Below are 21,210 nucleotides of genomic sequence, written 5' to 3'. Positions count from 1 at the left end.
TTCGCATGCATGCGTGGATGCACTGCAAACAAAAACCCCGCCTTCCGGCGGGGTTTTGTTTTTCAGCAACAGCGATCGATCAGTGCCCGCCACCGGCGGCGGCACCCGCGCCCGCACCGAAGGGCGGCTTGGCCAGCCACAGGAACGAGATGATCGCCAGGAAGATCCAGCCCAGCAGGAAGAAGATGTCGTTGAAGCCCATCTGCGATGCCTGGTGGTTGATCATGTTGTTCAGCACCGCCGCGCCATGTTGCAGGTCGCCCTGCCCCATCGCCGCCACCTGGTCCTGCATGCCCGGCTGATAGGCCGAAATGTGCTCAGTCAGGTCCGCGTGATGCACCTGCGTGCGACGTGCCCACAGCCAGGTGGTCAGCGACGCCGCGAAGCTGCCGCCAAGCGTACGCAGGAAGGTGGCCAGGCCCGAGCCGGCCGCGATCTCACGACCATCCAGGTCCGACAGCAGGATCTGCAGCACCGGCATGAAGAACAGTGCCACGCCGATGCCCATGATCAGCTGTACGCCGGCCACATGGTGGAAGTCCACCTGCAGGTTGAAACCCGAGCGCAGGAAGCTGGTCATCGACAGCACCACGAACGCGATGGTGGCCAGCATGCGCATGTCGAAACGCGATGCGTACTTGCCCACGAACGGGGTCATGATCACCGGCAGTACACCGATCGGTGCCGTCGCCAGGCCGGCCCAGATCGCGGTGTAACCCATGTCGCGCTGCAGCCACTGCGGAATCAGCAGGGCCACGCTGAAGAACGCCGCGTACGCCACCACCATCGCCAGCGTACCGGCACGGAAGTTGCGGTGCCGGAACAGCTTCAGGTCGACGATCGGGTCCTTGTCGGTCAGCTCCCAGATCAGGAACACGGTCAGCGCCACCACGGCCACGCAGGCCAGTACCACGATCTTCATCGACGAGAACCAGTCTTCGTCGTTGCCCAGGTCGAGTACCAGCTGCAATGCGCCCACGCCGATCACCAGGGTGACCAGGCCGACGTAGTCCATCTTCGGCTTCTCGACGTGCTCGGGGCGACCCTTCAACTGGTTGCCCACCACCAGCGCAGCGAAGATGCCCAGCGGCACGTTGATCAGGAAGATCCATTCCCAGCTGTAGTTGTCGGTGATCCAGCCACCGAGGATCGGCCCGCAGATCGGCGCCACCACGGTGATCATCGCCAGCAGCGCCAGCGCCTGCCCGCGTTTCTCCCGTGGATAGATCGAGACCAGCAGCGACTGGGTGATCGGGTACATCGGGCCGGCGACGAAGCCCTGCAGCGCACGCGACAGCACCAGCATGCCCATGCTCTGGGCCAGGCCGCACAGCAGCGAGGTGATCACGAAGGCCAGCGTGGCCCACACGAACAGCTTGCGCTCGCCGAAGCGACGGCTGAGCCAGCCGGTCAGCGGCAGCGCGATCGCGGTGCTGACCGCGAACGAGGTGATGACCCACGTCGCCTGCTGCGAACTGGCGCCAAGATTACCGGCGATGGTCGGCAGCGAGACGTTGGCGATGGTGGTGTCGAGCACCTGCATGAACGAGGCCATCGCCAGGCCCACGGTGCACAGGGCCACACTGGGTGGCAGGAATCCAGCGGCCGCACCCGGCGCCGCCGGTGCGCCCGGAGAGCCGGGCGCAGCTGGAGCTTGTGCGGACATGGCCGACCTCAGCTCGCCTTGGACTGCTGCGGCAGGTTGCCCTGGATGATCGTGTGGATCACCTCATCGGCATCGTGCAGCTGCTTGGCATACACGTCGGTGTCGAACACCGTGCCCTTGGCGGCTGCGCTCGGCAGCACTTCGCCCTTCTGGTCGCGCAGGCTCACCTCGGCCTTCATCGACAGGCCGATGCGCAGCGGGTGTTCGGCCAGCTGCTTGGCATCGATGGCGATGCGCACCGGCACGCGCTGCACGATCTTGATCCAGTTGCCGCTGGCGTTCTGCGCCGGCAGCAGCGAGAACGCCGAGCCGGTGCCCAGGCCCAGGCTGTCGATGCGGCCCTTGTACTTGACGTCGCCGGCATACAGGTCCGACTTCAGCTCCACTTCCTGGCCCAGGCGCATGTGCCGCAGCTGGGTTTCCTTGAAGTTGGCTTCGACCCACATCTGCTCGGTCGGCACCACCGCCATCAGCGCATTGCCCGGCTGCACGCGCTGGCCGACCTGCACCGAACGACGGGCGACATAGCCGGTGACCGGCGCGACGATGCCCGAACGTGCATTGTTGAGGAAGGCCTGGCGCAGCTGCGCGGCGGCAGCCTGCACATCCGGCTGGGTGGCGATCACGGTGTCATCGACCAGTGCACGGTTGCGCTCGACGGTCTCGCGCGAACCGGCCACGGCCGCTTCGGCAGCTGCCAGCTCGTCGCGGGCGTGGGCCAGTTCTTCGTTGGAGATGGCGCCGGTGGCGGCCAGGTCCTTGCGGCGTGCGAAGTCGTCACGCACGCGCTTCAGGGTCACCTGGCGTGCGTTCAAGTCCGCCTGCGCACCTTCGACGCTGCGGTACAGGCCGCGGGTCTGGCGCACGGTCTTGGCCAGGTTGGCTTCGGCCTGCTGCAGGGCCACCGAGGTATCGGCCGGGTCCAGCTGCACCAGCAGCTGGCCGCGCTCCACGCGCATGCCGTCATCGGCGTTGATGGCGACCACGGTACCGGCCACCAGCGGGGTGATCTGCACCTGGTTGCCCTGCACGTAGGCGTCGTCGGTCTCTTCGAACCAACGGCCGAACATGAAGTACCACAGCGCCAGTGCCGCCAGCAGCAGCACGACGATCACGAACAGGCCGCGCAACAGCTTGCCGCGGCGGTTGGGGGCGGCGGGGGCCGCAGTGTCTTGGGTCTGGCTCATGGCAGGCGTCTTCAGGAATGCGAGGAATCGGAATGGGAAGCAAGCGGTGCGGCATCAGCGTCACTGGGCTGGAAACCACCGCCGAGCGCCTTGCTCAGGCGCACCGAGGTCTGCAGCTGCTGCGACTGCAGGCCGGCCAGCTGCTGCTGCGACTGCAGCAGGGTGGACTGCGCGGTCAACACGTCCAGGTAGCTGCCGATGCCAGCGCGATAGCGCTGCTGGGCCAGGTCGAACGCAGCGCGTGCTGTATCCACCGCCTGCTGCTGCGACTGCGCCTGCTGCGCCAGTGAGCGCACCGCGTTGACCTGGTCAGCCACGTCGCGCAGTGCATCGAGCACCGCCTGGTTGTAGTTCGCCACGGCCAGGTCGTACTGCGCATCGGTGTTGGCCAGGTTGGCCCGCAGCTTGCCGCCTTCGAAAATCGGCAGGCTCAGCGCCGGGCCGATGTAGGCGAAGCTGGAACTGCTCTGCAGCAGGTCGCCGACATTCGGTGCGACCACGCCGGCCAGCGCGGTCAGGTTGAGGCTCGGGTAGAACCGGGTCTTGGCGACCTTGATCTGCTTGTCGGCCGCTTCCACCCGCCAGCGCGCGGCGACGATGTCGGGGCGACGGCCGAGCAGTTCACTGGGCACCACGCCCGGCAGCTGCAGGGCCAGCGGGTTCATCGCCCGCGGGCGTTCGATCGACAGGCCGCGGTCCGGGCCCTTGCCGACCAGCGCGGCCAGCGCCGTGCGCCCGGCATCGATGCGCTGCTGCGCCGCCAGCAACTGCTGCTGTGCGGCCGGCACGCGGGCTTCGGCCTGGCGCACCTGCAGATCGCTGTCGATGCCGGCACTACGACGCTGCCGGGTCAGCTGCAGCGACTTCTGCGAGCGCGCCAGTTCTTCTTCGGCCACGTCGTTGAGCTGCCAGGCGTAGGCCAGGTCGGTATAGGCCTGGGCGATGCCGGTGGACAGGTTCAGGCGCGCGGCCTGGGCTTCGACAGTCGCGGCGTGGGCGCCATCCACGGCAGCCTCCCAGGCGGCGCGCTTGCCGCCCCACAGGTCGATGCCGTAGCTGAAGTCGAACGCGATCTGGCTGCTGCCGGCGTAGTGGCCGCCGATTTCATCGCCAGCCATCGATTCGGGCAGGCGCAGGCCGGTGTAGCCACCGGACACGGAGAGGCTGGGCAGGCGATCCGCGCGCGCGGTGCCGACCTGCGACTGTGCCTGGCGCAGGCGCGCGTCGGCGGCGTCCAGGCTCGGATGGCCGGCCAGGCCTTCGGCGATCAGCGCATCCAGCTGCGCATCGCCCAGTGCCTTCCACCAGTCCTGGGCAGGAAAACCGGCTGCGCTCAGGTCGCTGTCGGCCAGGGTACGTTCGCTGTGCAGGCTGTCCACGTCGAGCACGTGGCCCTGCGGGTCAAGGCCACGGCTGCTTGCGCAGGCGGCCAAGGCCAGGGCCAGCGCTGAAACCAGCAGCGCGCGCCCGGAGCGGCGGAGAGTGGGATGCGGGATCGGGTTCATGGGGTTGTCAGGGAATCGCGGATTCGGGTCAGGAGGGACAGCAGCTGCGTGCGTTCGTCGGCGGACAGATCGCGCAGGGCGTAATCCATCACCGCGTCGCCGCGCAGCTTCAACCGCGCCCACAGCGCGCGGCCTTCATCGGTCAATACGATCTGCAGTGCACGCCGGTCCTGCGCATGCGGCTCGCGGCGCACGCAACCGAGCGCTTCCAGCTTGTCCAGCAGGCGGGTGACCGCGCTGGGCACCTGGTCGATGGCCTGGGCCAGCTCGTTGGCCGTGCACGGCGCCATGTTCGAGAGCACCTTCAGCCCGATGTAGTGGGTGAAGCCGATGCCGAGGTCTTCTTCGGCCATGGACGCGTCGAGCTGGCGGACCAGGCCGTCGCGCACCTGGCGCAGCAGCAGGCCGAAGCTGGGGGGAGTGGTTGCAGGACAGATCATGGGGGAGCATTCTCTTCCAAAAAAAATATTTCTCAATGGAAATATTCGATCTGGCATCAAATGCTGTGTTGCAGCAGTGGGCTGGATCAGGTGAAGGCGCCACCTTAATGGCGCCCCCAACTGGCCCGGTAGTACAATCCAGCCAATGAATGTCACATTCAAGCCACCCCCGGCCCGCGTGAAGGCGGGCGAACCCGGCCCTGCCACCCTGCTGCGCGAAGAAGCACTGGACTGGTTCGAACGCAATGACGGCCCGCCGGTCATCGCCTTCCGCTTCGACAGCCCGCAGGGGCTGGCCCGCGAAGTGGACTGGCATCACCACGTCCGCGCGCAGCTGATCTGCGTCGAACGCGGCCTGCTGACCACCCGCACCTCGCATGGCACCTGGTCGCTGGCGCCAGGTTCGGCGGGCTGGATGCCGCCGGCCGAGCCGCATACGGTCCACATCGATGGCCCCCTGCGCGGCTGGGGCATGGTGCTGGCCGCACCGCTGTGCGCCGAACTGCCCGCCGACCCATGCGTGCTGGGCATCTCGCGGTTGGCGCAGGCAGTGGCCGAACGCATCTGTGACTGGCCGCAGGACTACGAAAGCACCAGCGAACGGCAGCACATCATCAACGTGCTGCTGGACGAGATACGCGCCGCGCCGCGCCAGCGCATGCACCTGCCGATGCCACGTGACCGGCGCCTGCTGAAGATCGCCTCGCAGCTGCTGGCCGACCCGGCCGACGAGCGCGGCCTGGCGCAGTGGGCGCATTGGGCCGGCCTGTCGCCGCGCAGCCTGACCCGCCATTTCCGCGACGAGACCACCCTCAGCTTCGCGCAATGGCGCCAGCAGGCGCGGTTGGCCGAGGCGCTGCGGCAGCTCAGCGAGGGCCGCAGCGTGGCCGATATCGCCCACGCACTGGGCTTCAGCAGCGCCAGCGCCTTCGTCACCGTGTTCCGGCGACACTTCGGGCTACCGCCCGGACGCTACCTGGCACGGGCCGGCCACGGCCTGGAACCGGGCCTTGACCCTGCACGCGGCTTGGCATCCCCCGCCGCATCCGGATAATCACTGGATTGAGAGCGGCGACCGCCGTCACCGCCTCCCGACATAGGTAACAACGCCGCATGACCGATCTTGCCCGCCCCGTGTTCCACGGTTTCGAACAACTGCCGCTGCGCGAGTACGCCGAACGCGCCTACCTCGACTACTCGATGTACGTGGTCCTGGATCGCGCCCTGCCGTTCATTGGCGACGGCCTGAAGCCCGTGCAGCGCCGCATCATCTATTCGATGAGCGAGCTGGGCCTGAATGCCGCGTCCAAGCCGAAGAAGTCCGCACGCACCGTCGGTGACGTCATCGGTAAATACCACCCGCATGGCGACAGCGCGTGCTACGAAGCGCTGGTGCTGATGGCACAGCCGTTCTCGTACCGTTATCCGCTGATCGAAGGCCAGGGCAACTTCGGTTCCAGCGACGATCCGAAGTCGTTCGCGGCGATGCGTTACACCGAATCCAAGCTGACCCCGATCGCCGAAGTACTGCTGGGCGAACTGGGCCAGGGCACCACCGACTGGGCACCGAACTTCGACGGCACCCTGCAGGAACCGACCTGGATGCCGGCACGCCTGCCGCATCTGCTGCTGAACGGCACCACCGGCATCGCCGTGGGCATGGCCACCGATGTGCCGCCGCACAACCTCAACGAGATCGTCAGCGCGCTGCTGCACCTGCTGGACGATCCGGATGCCAGCGTGCGCGACCTGTGCGAGCACGTGAAGGGTCCGGATTATCCGTCCAACGCCGAGATCATCACCCCGGCCAACGATCTGCGGAACATGTACGAGACCGGCAACGGCAGCGTGCGTGCGCGTGCCACCTACATCAAGGAAGCGCACAACGTGGTGGTCACCGCGTTGCCGTTCCAGGTGTCGCCGTCGAAGGTGATCGAGCAGATCGCCGCGCAGATGCGCGCCAAGAAGCTGCCGTGGCTGGAAGACATCCGCGATGAGTCCGACCACGCCAACCCGGTGCGCGTGGTACTGGTGCCGCGCTCGAACCGCGTCGACGCCGAGCAGTTGATGGGGCACCTGTTCGCCACCACCGACATGGAGCGCAGCTACCGCGTCAACCTCAACGTGATCGGGCTGGACGGCCGTCCGCAGGTGAAGAACCTGAAGACGCTGCTCAGCGAATGGCTGGCATTCCGCAGCAGCACCGTCACCCGCCGCCTGCAGCACCGCCTGCAGAAGGTCGAGCGTCGCCTGCACCTGTTGGAAGGCCTGCTGGTGGCGTTCCTCAACCTGGACGAGGTGATCCACATCATCCGTACCGAGGACGAACCGAAGGCGGCGCTGATCGCACGCTTCGGCCTGTCCGAAGACCAGGCCGAGTACATCCTGGAAACCAAGCTGAAGCAGCTGGCCCGCCTGGAAGAAATGAAGATCCGCGGCGAGCAGGACGAACTGGCCAAGGAGCGCGACAAGATCCTCAGCATCCTCGACAGCAAGGCCAAACTGAAGAAGCTGATCCGCGACGAGCTGCAGGCCGATGCGAAGAAGTTCGGCGACGAGCGCCGCTCGCCGCTGGTGCAGCGCCAGGCCGCGCAGGCCATCGACGAGACCGAGCTGGTGCCGAGCGAGCCGATGACGGTGGTGATGTCCGAGAAGGGCTGGATCCGCGCCGCCAAGGGCCACGACATCGATGCCTCGACCCTGTCCTACCGCGATGGCGATGCGCTGCAGGGTGCAGTGCGTGCGCGCAGCACCCAGCAGGTCGCGTTCCTGGACAGCGAAGGCCGCGCCTACTCCACGCCGGTGCATACCCTGCCCTCGGCACGCGGCAACGGTGAGCCGCTGACCGGCCGCTTCTCGCCGGCCGCAGGCACCAGCTTCGTGACCCTGGCCAGCGCCGAACCGGATACCCGCTTCGTGCTGGCCTCGACCCACGGCTATGGTTTCGTCACCCGCTTCGAGAACCTGATCGGTCGCAACAAGGCCGGCAAGGCGATGCTGAACCTGTCGGCGGGCTCGTCGGTACTGACCCCATCGGTGGTGGCCAACGTCGCTACCGACCGCATCGTCGCGGTGACCAGTTCGGGCAACCTGCTGGCGATCGCCGCCAACGACCTGCCGGAACTGGACAAGGGCAAGGGCAACAAGATCATCGAGATCCCCAAGGCCAAGCTCGCCACCGAACGCGTGGTCGCCATCGTGGCAATCAGCCCCGGCCAGACCCTGCAGGTCCGCAGCGGCCAGCGCACCATGGGCCTGAAGTTCAACGAGCTCGACGCCTATCTGGGCGCCCGCGCCACCCGTGGCCATCTGCTGCCGCGTGGCTGGCAGAAGGTGGAAGGGTTGTCGGTCGAGTGACGGTAGGTGTCAACCTTGGTTGACACGCCTTGCCCGGCAACCGGGAACCCGCTGGGCATGGCCCGGCGCTACCGGGATCGGAGCATCAGACACAAAAAAGCCGGGGCATTCCCCGGCTTCTTTGTTTGTCGGCTGGCGGGCGATGGAGCAGCTGGCGGGCGAAGGCTGGCTGGCGGTGCTCCGGTGCTGGCGGGCGACGTTGCTTTGCGCTCCTGGTAGAGCCGGGCATGACCCGGCGCTACGACAACCGGGGTCAGTGCGCCGGGGCGCCGCTGCCGTCGATCTTGCTCAGCTGGTACAGCTCCAGGCCGATGCGCTTGATCAGGCCCAGCTGCTGCTCCAGCCACCATGCGTGGTCTTCCTCGGTGTCCTTCAACTGCGCCAGCAGCATGTCGCGGCTCACGTAGTCGCCCTTCTCCTCGCACAGCTTCATGCCGGCGGCGAGGTTGTTGCGCACCGCGTATTCGGTGTCCAGGTCCTTGCGCAGCATCTCCTCCACGGTCTTGCCGGGCTCGGTGGCATGCGGGCGCATGTCCGGGTCGCCGCCCAGGAACAGGATCCGGCGCAACAGCGCGTCGGCATGCTGGGTCTCTTCCTCCATCTCGTGGTTCAGGCGTTCGTACAGCGCGAACAGGCCCTGGTCCTCGTAGCGGCGGGAGTGGATGAAGTACTGGTCGCGGGCGGCGAGTTCGCCGCGCAGCAGTTCCTTCAGGCAGGCGATGACGTCCGGGTTGCCTTTCATGGGGGGAGCTCCTGTGAATCGATGGCGCCCATGGTGCCCCATCTGGAAATACGGTGATCTAATCGGAATCAGTCGCAGTTGCGCCTGCGGCTACAATCGGCCGATCTGCTCGGAAAGGACCTGTAATGCGTCGTACGTGGCGGTGGATTCTGGGTGTGCTGGTGGCAATCGTGCTGCTCGCGGTGCTGGTCCTGTGGTTGCTGCTGCGCGGTAGCCTGGCCGAACTGGACGGCGAGCGCCCGCTGCCCGGGCTGGCCACCAAGGTCACCGTGGAGCGCGATGCGCTGGGGGTGGTCACCATCACCGCCGGCAACAAGGCTGATGCCCTGCGGGCGCTCGGCCGTGTTCACGCGCAGGAACGTTATTTCGAAATGGACCTGATGCGGCGCAGTGCCGCAGGTGAACTGTCCGCCCTGTTCGGGGCGAAGGCGATCGAAGCCGACAAGCGCATGCGCGTACACCGCCTGCGCGCGCGTACCGAGGCCCATCTGCAGGACGCACTGGGCAGCGACCCTGCGGCCGTGCGCGCCTATGTGGACGGGGTCAATCAGGGCCTGGGCAGCCTGGCGGTGCGGCCATGGGCCTACCTGCTGCTGCGGCAGGCGCCCCGACCGTGGCAGGCCAGCGACAGCGTGCTGGCAGGCCTGGCCATGTACGCCGACCTGCAGGACCCCAGCAACCAGTCCGAACTCGCCCTGGAGCGCATCCGAGCGGTGGTGCCACCGGCACTGTATGCGCTGCTGGCGCACGACGGCAACGAGTGGGATGCGCCGCTGGCCGGCGCTGCCCGTGGCAACGCCCCCCTGCCTGATGCCAGCCAGCTGGACCTGCGCACGCTGAAGGCCGCGACCGGCGCGGCTGCCGAGGATGCCGACGCGGTCGGCAGCAACAATTTCGCCGTGGCCGGCGCGCTGACCGCCGATGGCCGTGCGATCGTCGCCGACGACATGCACCTGGGCCTGCGCGCTCCCAGCCTGTGGTTCCGTGTGCGCCTGCGCTACCCCGATCCACAGGCCGCGGGTGGCCAGGTCGACGTCAGCGGATTCTCGCTGCCGGGCGTGCCGGCGGTGATTGTCGGCAGCAACGGCCACGTGGCCTGGGGCTTCACCAACAGCTACATCGACACTGCCGACTTCCGCACCGAGCCAGCAGACGCTGCAGTGACCGTGCACGAGGAACGGATCGTCGTGGCCGGCGGTGCCGACGTGCGTTTCCCGGTACGCGAGACCGCGTGGGGACCGATCCTGCACACCCACGCCGATGGCAGCGGCGACGCCCTGCGCTGGGTCGCGCAGTTGCCGGGCGCGGTGCGCATGGACTTCGCCGACATGGCACGGGCCGCCGATCTGGACCAGGCCCTGCAGATTGCCGACCATGCCGGCATTCCCGCGCAGAATCTGGTGATCGGCGACCGCAGCGGGCGTATCGCGTGGCGCCTGATCGGCGCGCGGCCTGACCGTGGCCCGGGCTGTACACCGCTGGGCTTCAATGACAATCACCGCAACCCGGGCTGCGCGCCGTGGCCGATCCGCAGCGACGCCGCGCCGAGCCTGGTCGACCCCGCCTCGCATCGGCTGTGGACGGCCAACAGCCGCGTGGTGGACGAGGCGACCTTGGCCACGGTCGGCAATGGCGGCTACGACCTCGGCGCGCGCGGACGGCAGATCCGCGACCTGCTGGCCACGCAGGCGCATTTCGACGAGCACGACCTGCTGGCGATCCAGCTCGACGACCGCGCGGTGTTCCTGCAACGCTGGTGGGTGCTGCTGCACCAGGTGGTCGAGCACAGCGACGATCCGGCACTGAAGCGGTTGGGCACGGTCAGCAGCCATTGGGAGGGTCGCGCCGCGATCGATTCGGTCAGCTACCGGGTGGTGCGCGAGTTCCGCACACAGGTACTCGACACGTTGACCGATGCGCTGCTGGCACCGGCCCGGGCACCGCTGGGCGAGGATTTCCTGGCACCGCGCCTGGCGCAGCTGGAAGGCGTGGCCTGGCCGATGCTGCAGCAACGCCCCGCCAACCTGCTGCCACCCGCCTACACGAGCTGGGATGCGCTGCTGGCCGATGCGGCGCGCCGTACCGAAGCGGAGCTGTCCGCGCAGGGGCCGCTGGCGCACCGCAGCTGGGGCGAGCGCAATACCGCAGCGATCTGTCATCCGGTCGCGCGCGCCCTGCCCGCCTTCGCCAGCCGCTGGTTGTGCATGCCGGCCGATCCCCTGCCCGGCGACCGTGACATGCCGCGTGTACAGACGCCGGCGTTCGGCGCCTCGCAGCGCATGGTGGTCTCGCCCGGCCACGAGGCCGATGGCATCGTGCACATGCCGGGTGGGCAGAGCGGCCATCCGCTGTCTCCGTACTGGGGCGCTGGACATGAGGACTGGGTGCATGGCCGCCCCACCCCGTTCCTGCCCGGCAAGGCGCAGCACACGTTGACGCTGCTACCGGCGCGATAGCGCTGGCCGGCCACGGCATGAAGACCGGGGTCAGATCCCTTTTCCTGTGGAAAAGGGATCTGACCCCATTAACGGAGGTGGCGGCGCTCGATCAGGTTCAACAGCGGACCGGTCATCGCAGTGGTCACCAGTGCCATGATCACCAGCACCGCAAACAGGCGGTCGCCCAGCAGGCCCAGCTCGTAGCCGAGGTTGAGCACGATCAGCTCCATCAACCCGCGGGTATTCATCAGCGCACCCAGTCGCCACGCTTCCCGCGAGGCCATGCCGGTACTGCGCGCCGCACTCCAGGTCCCCAGCAGCTTGCCCACCGTGGCCACGGCGATCACCACCACGCACAGCAGAATGTCGCTGCTGTGCAACGCGTCGGCGCGCATGCGCAGGCCGGTCATGGCGAAGAACAGCGGCAGCAGCAGCGTCACCGCGAACGGTTCGACCCTGGCCACCAGCAGGTGCCGCAGCTGCGCGTTGGACGACACCGCCACGCCTGCAGCGAAGGCGCCGAACAGCGCATGGATGCCGAGCACTTCGGTGACCAGCGCACTGGCCAGCGACAGCAGCAGGATGCCCAGCAGCCAGCGCCCTTCGCGACCCGGCGCGATGGTCTGGCGGGCGAACCACGGCTTCACCAGTCCCAGCATCAGCGCGATGAACGCCACCACGCACAGCAGGTTGAGGCTGGCCGGCAACCAGCCGGTGGCCTGCGCTGCCGCCACGATCAACGCCAGCAGGCACCACGCGGTCGCATCGCCCAGCGCCGCGCAGGCGATGGCGGTCTGCCCCAGCGGGGTGTGGGTGATACCGCGATCAGCGAGAATGCGCAGCAGTACCGGGAAAGCGGTGATGCTCATCGAAATGCCGACGAACAGCGCGAACGCGGTAAAGCTCACGCCCTGCGGGCCATGCTGCGGGTACAGCCAGATGGCCAGGACCACACCAAGCACGAACGGCACCGCGATGCCTGCGTGGCTGACGGTGAAGGCGAATCGACGGCGCCCACGCAGCGCGCCCAGATCCAGTTCGGCACCAGCCACCAGCAGGAACATCAGCACACCCAGCTGGCTGAGCATGCCCAGCGGCCCGAGCGAAGCGGCCGGGAACAGTGCACCGTGCACCTGCGGCAGCAGGCTGCCCAGCAACAGCGGCCCCATCATCAGGCCGGAGGCCATTTCGCCGATCACGGCCGGCTGGCCGAAGCGCTTCAACAGCGCACCGGCGCCCTTGGCGACCAGCAGCAACACCAGCAGCTGCAGCAGGAACAGGCCGAGCGGCGAGGCCAGGTGATGTGCCCAGTCACTGCCGACCACGGCTTCGGCCTTGCTGGCCACCGTCGGCAGCCCGGGGCCCGCATAACGGGCCAGCAGCAGGCCGACCAGCAGCGGCACGCCGGCCCACACCAGGTAGCGCCAAGCCCACTTCGTCGGCCTCACGGGACCTCCGGTCTGTACGTCCATGAACATTCCCCAATGTGCAGGGGCTGATAATACGTCCCTCGCCGCCCATGCGCTGCAGGGCTCGCCGGGCATGGCCCGGCGCTACCCGTGTGCTGCCGCTCGGCGCGGCCGATCAGGCCAGGGCCTGCTCGTGCACGCCGGCGATGGCGCGGCCCGATGGGTCGGCGGCGGCGGCGAAGCTGGCATCCCAGGCGATCGCTGCCGGCGAGGAACAGGCGATCGACTTGCCGCCCGGCACGGTTTCAGCCGCCGCATGGCTGGGGAAGAACTGCTCGAACAGGTGACGGTAGTAGTACGCCTCCTTGGTCTGCGGCGGGTTGTGCGGGAAGCGCTTGTCGGCCGCAGCCAACACGCGGTCGCTGACCTGTGCTTCGGCGTGCGCCTTCAGGCCATCGATCCAGCCGTAGCCGACGCCATCGCTGAACTGCTCTTTCTGCCGCCACAGGATGCTGTCCGGCAGGTAGCCCTGGAAGGCTTCGCGCAGTACCGCCTTCTCGATGCGGCGACCACCAAAACCGGCGCCGACCATCTTGTGCGCGGCATCGAATCGCATCGCCACGTCGAGGAACTCGCGGTCCAGGAACGGCACGCGCGGCTCCACGCCCCAGGCCATCATCGACTTGTTGGCGCGCAGGCAATCGTAGTTGTGCAGGGCATCGAGCTTGCGCACCAGTTCCTGGTGGAATTCGCGCGCGTCCGGCGCCTTGTGGAAGTAAAGATAACCGCCGAAGATCTCGTCGCTGCCTTCGCCGGACAGCACCATCTTCACCCCCATCGCCTTGATCCGGCGCGCCAGCAGGAACATCGGCGTGGAGGCGCGGATGGTGGTGACGTCGTAGGTTTCAATATGGCGGATCACCTCCGGCAGCACGTCCAGGCCTTCTTCGAAGGTGTATTCGAAGCCGTGGTGGACCGTGCCCAGTGCTTCGGCGGCCACCGCAGCAGCGGCCAGATCCGGCGAGCCCTTCAGGCCGATGGCGAACGAATGCAGGCGCGGCCACCACGCTTCACTCTGCCCGCCATCTTCGATGCGACGACGCGCATAACGTGCTGCCACGGCGGCAACCAGCGACGAATCCAGCCCGCCCGACAGCAGCACGCCGTACGGCACGTCACTCATCAACTGGCGTTCGACCGCATGTTCGAAAGCCTGGCGCAGCTCGGCGAGATCGGCCGGGCGGCCCTGCACGTCGTCGTACTCGCGCCACGGCTGCTGGTAGTAGCGCACCAGCTCACCGCTGGCGCTGTCGTAGTAATGGCCCGGCGGGAACTGGGCAACGTCGGCGCAGGTATCGACCAACGCCTTCATTTCAGAGGCGACGCGCAACCGCCCTTGCGCATCATGGCCCCAGTACAGCGGCACCACGCCGACCGGGTCGCGCGCGATGAGTACACGGCCCGCACTGCGATCCCACAAAGCGAAAGCAAAGATGCCGTTGAGCTGCTCCAACCACTGCGCCGGCGACCCGCCCTGGCAGTACAGCGCGTTGATCACCTCGCAGTCCGAGCCGGTCTGGAAGGCATAGGCCTGGGCAAGTCCGGCCTTGAGCTGCTGGTGGTTGTAGATCTCACCGTTGACCGCCAGCGCCAGCTGCCCGTCTTCGGACAGCAGCGGCTGCGAGCCGCCTGCCGGATCGACGATGGCCAGGCGCTCGTGCACCAGCAGCGCGCCCTCGTCCAGGTACACACCGCTCCAGTCCGGGCCACGATGACGCTGGCGCTGCGACAGCTCCAGCGCATGGCGGCGCAGGGAAGGAAGATCGTCACCGGCCTGCAGGCCGAAAATACCGAAGATCGAACACATGGGTGGAACTCCTGTTGTGGGGAAGTACACGGGGGGAGGGTGTTCGACCGGCCATCCAGGCCCGGGTGGGGCTGCGCCCGGGCACAAAAAAAACCCGCATCGGCCGATGCGGGTTTTCTGGTGTCCGGGCGTATGTTGCTGTCTATCTACCCAGGGCGCAGTCCCGCATCGGCCGCGCACGATTATTCGCACGCAGATTATTGCGGTTGGTGTTGTTGACGGCGGTGGCCAGGCGGATCGACATGGCACTGACCCTACCCCGCTTTCCGGCACGGCGCAACCGTTGCGTTGGCAACCACTCCGCAGGGCGCATAATGGCCCGCCGTGAAACGTGCAATGGAAATGCAACACCGCAACGGACGCAACGCGGCTCTGGCCGCCCTGATCTGCCTTGGCCTGGCCGCCTGCCAGACCCTGCCCCCACCCTCGCTCCTTCCGCCGGCTCAGCAGCAGAGCCTGGAACAACGCGGAACCGACGGCAGCTTCGAGGGAGCCTTTGATACCGCGGAAACCTTCGAGCGCTTCAACGATCCGCGCGCCATCGCCTATTACGAGCGTGCCGCAGCGGTCACCCCCTGGACCTTCCACAACACCAAGGCGGAAAAAGCACTGGGCCGGATCTGGATCTCCGGCACGCTGCGGTATGCCGACAGCCCCCACATCAATCCTGCGCCGGTGCTGCGCGCGTCCTGGCGGCGTGGCGAACGCGCCTATCTGGCGGCGGCCTATCACGGCAATCCCTATGCGTTCTACGAACTCGCCAAGGCCTATCGCCAGCGTGGCGACGCGCAACAGGCGCTGCGCTGGGACCTGCGCGGAATGATCTACCAGCGCTACCCGAGTTCATCGTCGCGACTGCCGGATGCGGTGGCCGCGCAGGGCGACAGCGTGCATCCGCTGGTTGCGCAGATCCAGCGTCGCGCCGAGCGCGGCGATGCCGAAGCGCAGGTGGATCTGGGCGCGCTGCTGGAGAAGGGCGTGGGACTGCCGCGCGATCCGGCGCGTGCGCTGCAGCTGTACCAGCGCGCCGGCGAGAAGGGCAATGTGTTCGGCCAGTACTTCGCCGGGCTGCTGCTGGGCCGCAGTGCGCCGGGCGTGGAGAAGGACACCGAGGCAGCGGCGGGCTGGTTCGCCCGGGCCGAGGCGCAGCGCTTCTACATGGCCGCGCCGAGCTACTGGAAGAAAGCGGTCGAACCGCCGTTCTTCATTTTTTCGGAATGACGCCCGGCGGTGCCCGGCTTCCGTGTTGTGACGGAAAGCCGGCCCCGGTCGGGAGGCGTGCCGACCAACGGTCGGCACCCACCTCAGCAGGATTGAGGCCCCCCACCTCAGCAGGATTGAGGCACCCCACCTCAGCAGGAGCGGGGCGGCCCCAGCGCCAGGCTCACATCAGCAGGCGCTCGATCAGTCGCTGGTACAGGCCCGGCAGTGCTTCCAGCTCGTCCACGCGCACGTTCTCATCCACCTGGTGGATGCTGGCGTTGACCGGGCCGACTTCGATGCACTGCGCGCCCAGGGGTGCGATGAAGCGCGCATCGGAGGTGCCACCACCGGTGCTCTCTTCCGGTGCGCGACCGGTGTGCTCGGCCAGCACCGCGCGCGCCGCTGCACGCAACGTACCTTCCGGGGTGTAGAACGGCTCGCCACTGCGGTGCCACTTCAGCGTGTACTGCAGGCCATGGCGGTCCAGCAGCGCCGTGATTTCCGCTTCCAGCTTCGCTGCATCCCAGTGCGGGTTGTAGCGGATGTTGAAATCCACCTCCAGCTCACCGGGAATCACGTTGTTGGCACCGGTGCCGGCATGGATGTTGGAGATCTGCAGGCTGGTCGACGGGAAGCTCTCATAGCCCTCGTCCCAGCGCCGTGCACTCAGATCGGCCAGCATCGATGCGGCCAGATGGATGGGATTTCGCGCCTTGTCCGGGTAGGCCACGTGGCCCTGCACGCCCTGCACGCGCAGCTTGGCCGACAGGCTGCCGCGACGTCCCACGCGCAGCAGGTCACCCAGCGTGGCGGTGGAGGACGGCTCCCCTGTGATGCACCAGTCGATGCGCTGGCCACGCTCGGCGAACAGCCGCGCGACATGGCGCACGCCATCGATCGCATCGCCTTCCTCATCGCTGGTCAGCAGCACCGCCAGCGTGCCGGTGTGCTGCGGATGGGCCGCAACGAACTGTTCGGCAGCGATCACGAACGCGGCCACGCTGCCCTTCATGTCGGCGGTGCCGCGACCGTACAGCACGCCATCGCGGATCTGTGGCGCGAACGGATCGCTCTGCCACGCCTCGCGCGGGCCCGGCGGCACCACGTCGGTATGGCCCAGCAGGACCAGCACCGGCGCGCCGCTGCCGTGCGTGGCCCACAGGTTGTCGACCTCGCCCAGCCGCAGGTGCTCACAGGTGAAACCGGCCGCCTGCAGACGTTCACCAATCAGCGCCTGGCAACCGGCATCGTCCGGGGTCACCGACGGCCGTGCAATCAGATCGCAGGCCAGGTCGAGGACGGCGCTCACGCGCCGCCCACGCCGAAGCGCGCCTTGAAACCGTTGTCGCTGAAACCCTGGCTGACCTTGCCGTCGGCAGTCACCACCAGCGGCCGCTTGATCAACTGCGGGTACTCGCGCAGCAGCAGCTTCCATTCCGCCTCTGAATCGGCGGCCTTGCGGTTGTCCGGCAGCTGCCGCCAGGTGGTGGAGGACCGGTTGACCATCGCCGCCAGGCCACCCAGCTGGGCGGCCCATTCCAGCAGCGTTTCCGGGCTGGGTTTGTTGTCGCGGTAGTCGACGAAGGTGTACGGCACGCCGAAGCGGTCCAGCCACTTGGTCGCCTTCTTGCAGGTATCGCAGTTCTTCAGACCGTAGACGGTGGTGCTCATGCGTGCGGCCCCGTCAGTCGGCCAGGCCGCGCAGCAGGTCGTTGACGCTGGTCTTGCTGCGGGTTCGGGCATCGACCTGCTTGACGATCACCGCGCAGTACAGCGAGTGGGTACCGTCCTTGCTCGGCAGCGAGCCGGACACCACCACGCTGTACGGCGGAATGTAGCCGTAGCTGATTTCGCCCGTGGCGCGGTTGTAGATGCGGGTGCTCTGGCTGAGGAACACGCCCATGCCGATCACGCTGTGATGGCCGACGACCACGCCTTCCACCACTTCCGAACGCGCGCCGATGAAGCAATGGTCTTCGATGATGGTCGGGCTGGCCTGCAGCGGCTCGAGCACGCCACCGATGCCGGCACCACCGGACAGGTGGCAGTGCTGGCCGATCTGCGCGCAGGAACCGACGGTGGCCCAGGTGTCGACCATGGTGCCTTCGCCGACGTAGGCACCGATGTTGGTGAAGCTCGGCATCAGCACCACGTCCTTGCCGAAATACGTGCCGCGACGGGCGATCGCACCCGGCACCACGCGCACGCCGCCACGGCGGAACTTCGCCTCGTCATAGCCGGCAAAGCGCGATTCGACCTTGTCCCAGAACGGTGCCGGGCGTGCATCGACCACGGCCATGTCGTTGACGCGGAAATACAGCAGCACCGCCTTCTTCAGCCATTCGTTGACCTTCCAGCCACCATGGCCATCGGGTTCGGCGACGCGGAACTCGCCGCTTTCCAGGCCATCGATCACGCGGTTGACCAGCGGCCGGGTCGAGCCTTCCAGTTCGTGCAGGGTCAGCGTGGCGCGGCGCTCGAAGGCGCTTTCGATGCCGAACTTCAGTTCTTCCACGCCCGGCCCGGCCGGCTTGCGCAGCGACTTGCGTGCGATGTTCTCGGCGCGCGCAGCTTCGGCGGTCTTGGCCGGGACCTTCTTTGCCGGCGCCTTCTTCGCTGCAGCCTTCGGCGCGGCGGTCTTCTTCGTCGCTGCGGGCTGGCCAGCCTTCGGCTGTCGTGCAGCTTTCTTTGCAGCCGGGGCAGCGGCAGTAGTCTTTCTGGCCGCGGCGCTCTTGGCAGTCGCGGCAGTCTTCTTTGCAGGCTTGGTGGCCATCAGGCGGGGTCTCCGGCGTTTCGATCAGGGTCCAGGCAGGCCAGCATTGCGTCATGCAGCTGCTGCCGGGCGGATTCAGTCAGGGGGAGGTCGTGTTCGTCACTGATCACGAAGGTGTCTTCGGCGCGTTCGCCGAATGTGGCAATGCGCGCGTCCTGCACGCGCAGTCCCTGGTTGCGCAGCACGAACGCCACGTCGGCCAGCAGGCCGGGGCGGTCGGGCGCGACCAGGGCAAAGCGGGTCGCGCCGGGTTCATCGCGGAACTCGATGCGTGGGGCGAAACGGAAGTGGCGCAGCTGGCGTGGCACCACCCGGCGCGAGGGACGCAGCCGCGCAAGGTCGCCACTGAGCGCCTCGCGCAGTGCAGCTTCCAGGTTGGCGCTGCTGCCATCGGCAAACGTATCGGCCGGGCTGACTTCAAAATTATCGAAAATCGTCTCCGACGGACCATCCAGCACGCGTGCGCGGTGGATGCCGTAACCCTTGCGGTCCAGGGTCATCACGATCGCGGCAAACAGGCCATCACGGTCCGGCGAGTGCACGAACACTTCCAGCGCTGGGTCGTCAACGCTGATCCGGCGTACCTTCACCAGCGTCTGGCCCTGCTTGATCGGCACCAGTGCGGCAGCCTGCCAGGCCAACTGTTCCGGGCGCAGGCGGATGAAACCTTCGTCAGGCATCACCGCGAACTGGCGGTCGATGGTGGCATCGTCGTAGCCCTGCTCGCGCACCAGCGCACGCACGCTGTCACGCGCTTCGGCCACGCGCTCGGCGGCCGGCACCGGATGCTCCAGGCCCTCGCGCAGCGCGCGGCGGGTAGCGAAATACAGATCGGCCAGCAGCCGGTCCTTCCACGCGTTCCACAACTTCGGGCTGGTGCCGGCGATGTCGGCGCAGGTCAGCAGATAGAGGTAATCCAGGCGGTCGCGGCTGCCGACCAGGGTCGCGAAGCGATGGATCACGTCCGCATCGGCGATGTCCTGCTTCTGCGCGGTCACCGACATCCGCAGGTGCTGTTCGACCAGCCAGGCCACCAGTTCGGTATCCGAACCACTCAGCCCCTGCGCGTGGCAGAACGCCCGTGCATCGACCGCGCCCAGTTCGGAATGATCGCCGCCGCGCCCCTTGGCGATGTCGTGGAACAGGCCGGCCAGTAGCAGCAGTTCGGGCTTGCGCAGGCGCGGCCAGACTTCGTGGGCGATGGAGAAACGTTCATCGGCGCGACTGCTGGCAAACAGCCCCATGTTGCGCAGGACCATCAGCGTGTGCTGGTCGACGGTGTAGACATGGAACAGGTCGAACTGCATGCGCCCGCTGACCTGGGCGAATGCGGGAATCCACTGCCCGAGCACGCCCAGCCGCGCCATGCGCGAAAGCGTGTCGACCGGGCGCTGGCCACGCAGCAGGGCCATGAACTGTTCGCGCGCATCAGGGTCTGCCTGGTCATAGGCAGGCAGCGACGGCAGCGATTCGGCCAGCGCGCGGGCGGTCAACGAATGCAGGCCACGGATCTGCGGATTGTTCGCCCAGCTGGCGAACAGCGCGAAGACCTGGCCGATGTCAGCATTCGGCCAGTCGGCATCGTTGGCCGCCAGATAGCCACGGCGCAGCGCGAACCCCACGGTCAGCGGCTCAGGCTGTGCCTCGCCATCGAACTGTTCCTCGAAACGTTGCAGGAGACGATCACTGATCCGCCGCACCACCGAAGCGGCGCGGTAGAAGCCCTGCATCATCTTCTCGACGCCCAGGCTCTCGGCATCGTCCTCAAAGCCCAGGCGCGCGGCCAGGGTCTTCTGGTAATCGAAGCGCAGGCGCTCTTCCGGGCGTCGCGCCACCAGGTGCAGGCCGAAGCGCAGTCGCGCCAGCACCGCACGTTCGCGCTTCAGCGCCGCGGCCTCGTCAACGCCCAAGTGGCCCAGGCCGACCAGCGCTTCCAGATCGCGCACGCCAAACGCACGCAGCGCCATCCAGCCCAGCGTGTTGAGATCGCGCAGGCCGCCGGGGCCATCCTTCAGGTCCGGCTCCAGGTTGTCGGCGGTGTCGCCGAAACGCTGGTGGCGGTTGCGCAGTTCCTCCAGCTTGGCCAGGAAGAACGCACGCGGCGGCCACAGTTCGCGGTCATCCACTGCCGCACGCAGCGCACGCCGCGCCGCCTCATCGGCCATCAGCGGGCGCGCTTCGATCAACGCTGTCAGCACGGTCTGGTCGGCTGCAGCCTCGCTGCACTGCCCGCCCGAACGCACCGCGTGGCTGACCGCCAGGCCGCAATCCCACAGCAGCGCGAACAGGCGCGCGAGCGCTTCCTCATGGGCCAGCTGCGCCTGCGGATCGCCGAACACCAGCAGGTCGATGTCCGAGCGCGGGAACAGTTCACCGCGCCCATAGCCACCGACCGCAAACAGCGACAGGCCACTGTCGGCCGGCAGGCAGCGCTGCCACGCATGGCGGATCAGGTGATCGGCCGCGCGCGCGCGCAATGCCAGCAGGCGCTCGATGTTGTCGCCCTGGTCGAAGCGGCGGTACAGGCGCGTATCGGCCTGCTGCAGCGCGTCGCGCGCGGCAGCAGCCCAGTCCGGGTCGTTGAGCGACGCGGCCGGCGTGTCCAGCAGCGAACTCGCCGGCA

15 protein-coding genes are annotated in these 21,210 nt (G+C 67.6%); 4 read left to right on the top strand and 11 right to left on the bottom strand.

Annotation, left to right across the window (positions count from 1 at the left end):
• Nucleotides 1-79 precede the first annotated feature (79 nt).
• Genes emrB through emrR form a run of 4 tightly spaced genes read right to left on the bottom strand, consistent with a single transcriptional unit; the run spans nucleotide 80 to nucleotide 4,798 of the window.
• A complete protein-coding gene (gene emrB, locus AC07UW_RS04080; protein ID WP_025877622.1) occupies nucleotides 80-1,666 on the bottom strand; it encodes a multidrug efflux MFS transporter permease subunit EmrB in 1,587 nt (528 codons plus the stop codon).
• A gap of 8 nt (nucleotides 1,667-1,674) precedes the next feature.
• Nucleotides 1,675-2,853 (bottom strand): multidrug efflux MFS transporter periplasmic adaptor subunit EmrA, encoded by a 1,179-nt coding sequence (gene emrA, locus AC07UW_RS04075; RefSeq protein ID WP_099783412.1) that lies wholly within the window; start codon nucleotides 2,851-2,853, stop codon nucleotides 1,675-1,677.
• Nucleotides 2,854-2,864: 11 nt separating this feature from the next.
• Nucleotides 2,865-4,358: a multidrug efflux transporter outer membrane subunit EmrC gene (gene emrC, locus AC07UW_RS04070; RefSeq protein WP_032975811.1), complete on the bottom strand. Its 1,494-nt coding sequence runs from the start codon at nucleotides 4,356-4,358 to the stop codon at nucleotides 2,865-2,867.
• A complete protein-coding gene (emrR, locus tag AC07UW_RS04065; RefSeq protein WP_025877626.1) occupies nucleotides 4,355-4,798 on the bottom strand; it encodes a multidrug efflux system transcriptional regulator EmrR in 444 nt (147 codons plus the stop codon). The genes emrC and emrR overlap by 4 nt, the downstream gene beginning before the upstream one ends.
• 145 nt (nucleotides 4,799-4,943) lie before the next feature.
• On the opposite strand from emrR, the gene AC07UW_RS04060 reads away from it, so the two are divergent.
• Together AC07UW_RS04060 and parC are read left to right on the top strand one after the other, a co-directional pair.
• Nucleotides 4,944-5,852: a helix-turn-helix domain-containing protein gene (locus tag AC07UW_RS04060; RefSeq protein WP_223494663.1), complete on the top strand. Its 909-nt coding sequence runs from the start codon at nucleotides 4,944-4,946 to the stop codon at nucleotides 5,850-5,852.
• A 59-nt stretch (nucleotides 5,853-5,911) separates the two neighbouring features.
• Nucleotides 5,912-8,155, top strand: a complete 2,244-nt coding sequence (gene parC / locus AC07UW_RS04055; RefSeq protein ID WP_032975808.1) for a DNA topoisomerase IV subunit A — start codon at nucleotides 5,912-5,914, stop codon at nucleotides 8,153-8,155.
• Nucleotides 8,156-8,408: 253 nt separating this feature from the next.
• Here the strand turns inward: parC and bfr are convergent, their stop codons facing one another.
• A complete protein-coding gene (gene bfr, locus AC07UW_RS04050; RefSeq protein WP_025877631.1) occupies nucleotides 8,409-8,897 on the bottom strand; it encodes a bacterioferritin in 489 nt (162 codons plus the stop codon).
• Nucleotides 8,898-9,022: 125 nt separating this feature from the next.
• Here bfr and AC07UW_RS04045 point away from each other — a divergent pair, with 125 nt between their 5' ends.
• The gene (locus AC07UW_RS04045) at nucleotides 9,023-11,353 is read left to right on the top strand and encodes a penicillin acylase family protein (RefSeq protein ID WP_495211483.1); all 2,331 of its coding nucleotides are present in this window, start codon (nucleotides 9,023-9,025) and stop codon (nucleotides 11,351-11,353) included.
• A gap of 68 nt (nucleotides 11,354-11,421) precedes the next feature.
• Here the strand turns inward: AC07UW_RS04045 and AC07UW_RS04040 are convergent, their stop codons facing one another.
• Nucleotides 11,422-12,813, bottom strand: coding sequence for a cation:proton antiporter (locus AC07UW_RS04040; RefSeq protein ID WP_495211482.1), 1,392 nt, complete (start codon nucleotides 12,811-12,813; stop codon nucleotides 11,422-11,424).
• Nucleotides 12,814-12,919: 106 nt separating this feature from the next.
• Complete coding sequence (gene asnB / locus AC07UW_RS04035) at nucleotides 12,920-14,611, bottom strand: asparagine synthase B (RefSeq protein ID WP_032975805.1); 1,692 nt, start codon at nucleotides 14,609-14,611, stop codon at nucleotides 12,920-12,922.
• 342 nt (nucleotides 14,612-14,953) lie between these two features.
• Here asnB and AC07UW_RS04030 point away from each other — a divergent pair, with 342 nt between their 5' ends.
• The gene (locus AC07UW_RS04030) at nucleotides 14,954-15,832 is read left to right on the top strand and encodes a tetratricopeptide repeat protein (protein ID WP_223494656.1); all 879 of its coding nucleotides are present in this window, start codon (nucleotides 14,954-14,956) and stop codon (nucleotides 15,830-15,832) included.
• A gap of 163 nt (nucleotides 15,833-15,995) precedes the next feature.
• Here AC07UW_RS04030 and dapE read toward each other — a convergent pair whose 3' ends face one another.
• From dapE to AC07UW_RS04010, 4 genes are read right to left on the bottom strand one after another with little or no spacing between them, the layout of a single operon-like run.
• A complete protein-coding gene (gene dapE / locus AC07UW_RS04025) occupies nucleotides 15,996-17,123 on the bottom strand; it encodes a succinyl-diaminopimelate desuccinylase (protein ID WP_495211481.1) in 1,128 nt (375 codons plus the stop codon).
• Nucleotides 17,120-17,485 (bottom strand): arsenate reductase, encoded by a 366-nt coding sequence (locus tag AC07UW_RS04020; RefSeq protein WP_025877641.1) that lies wholly within the window; start codon nucleotides 17,483-17,485, stop codon nucleotides 17,120-17,122. The genes dapE and AC07UW_RS04020 overlap by 4 nt, the downstream gene beginning before the upstream one ends.
• Before the next feature lie 13 nt (nucleotides 17,486-17,498).
• Nucleotides 17,499-18,587, bottom strand: a complete 1,089-nt coding sequence (dapD, locus tag AC07UW_RS04015) for a 2,3,4,5-tetrahydropyridine-2,6-dicarboxylate N-succinyltransferase (protein ID WP_223494653.1) — start codon at nucleotides 18,585-18,587, stop codon at nucleotides 17,499-17,501.
• Nucleotides 18,587-21,196, bottom strand: coding sequence for a [protein-PII] uridylyltransferase (locus tag AC07UW_RS04010; protein ID WP_495211528.1), 2,610 nt, complete (start codon nucleotides 21,194-21,196; stop codon nucleotides 18,587-18,589). Before AC07UW_RS04010 ends, dapD begins: the two co-directional genes overlap by 1 nt.
• Nucleotides 21,197-21,210 lie beyond the last annotated feature (14 nt).

This window comes from Stenotrophomonas sp. GW821-FHT02D01 (assembly GCF_059421765.1).
This window is presented reverse-complemented; position numbering and strand designations above follow the sequence as displayed.

Excerpts from the sequence above, each read along its gene's own strand:
- AC07UW_RS04040 (WP_495211482.1), bottom strand. The coding sequence starts at position 12,813 with ATGTTCATGGACGTACAGACCGGAGGTCCCGTGAGGCCGACGAAGTGG.
- parC (WP_032975808.1), top strand. The coding sequence starts at position 5,912 with ATGACCGATCTTGCCCGCCCCGTGTTCCACGGTTTCGAACAACTGCCG.
- emrA (WP_099783412.1), bottom strand. The coding sequence starts at position 2,853 with ATGAGCCAGACCCAAGACACTGCGGCCCCCGCCGCCCCCAACCGCCGC.
- emrR (WP_025877626.1), bottom strand. The coding sequence starts at position 4,798 with ATGATCTGTCCTGCAACCACTCCCCCCAGCTTCGGCCTGCTGCTGCGC.
- emrC (WP_032975811.1), bottom strand. The coding sequence starts at position 4,358 with ATGAACCCGATCCCGCATCCCACTCTCCGCCGCTCCGGGCGCGCGCTG.
- dapD (WP_223494653.1), bottom strand. The coding sequence starts at position 18,587 with ATGGCCACCAAGCCTGCAAAGAAGACTGCCGCGACTGCCAAGAGCGCC.
- AC07UW_RS04060 (WP_223494663.1), top strand. The coding sequence starts at position 4,944 with ATGAATGTCACATTCAAGCCACCCCCGGCCCGCGTGAAGGCGGGCGAA.
- AC07UW_RS04030 (WP_223494656.1), top strand. The coding sequence starts at position 14,954 with ATGCAACACCGCAACGGACGCAACGCGGCTCTGGCCGCCCTGATCTGC.
- AC07UW_RS04020 (WP_025877641.1), bottom strand. The coding sequence starts at position 17,485 with ATGAGCACCACCGTCTACGGTCTGAAGAACTGCGATACCTGCAAGAAG.
- AC07UW_RS04045 (WP_495211483.1), top strand. The coding sequence starts at position 9,023 with ATGCGTCGTACGTGGCGGTGGATTCTGGGTGTGCTGGTGGCAATCGTG.
- emrB (WP_025877622.1), bottom strand. The coding sequence starts at position 1,666 with ATGTCCGCACAAGCTCCAGCTGCGCCCGGCTCTCCGGGCGCACCGGCG.
- bfr (WP_025877631.1), bottom strand. The coding sequence starts at position 8,897 with ATGAAAGGCAACCCGGACGTCATCGCCTGCCTGAAGGAACTGCTGCGC.
- asnB (WP_032975805.1), bottom strand. The coding sequence starts at position 14,611 with ATGTGTTCGATCTTCGGTATTTTCGGCCTGCAGGCCGGTGACGATCTT.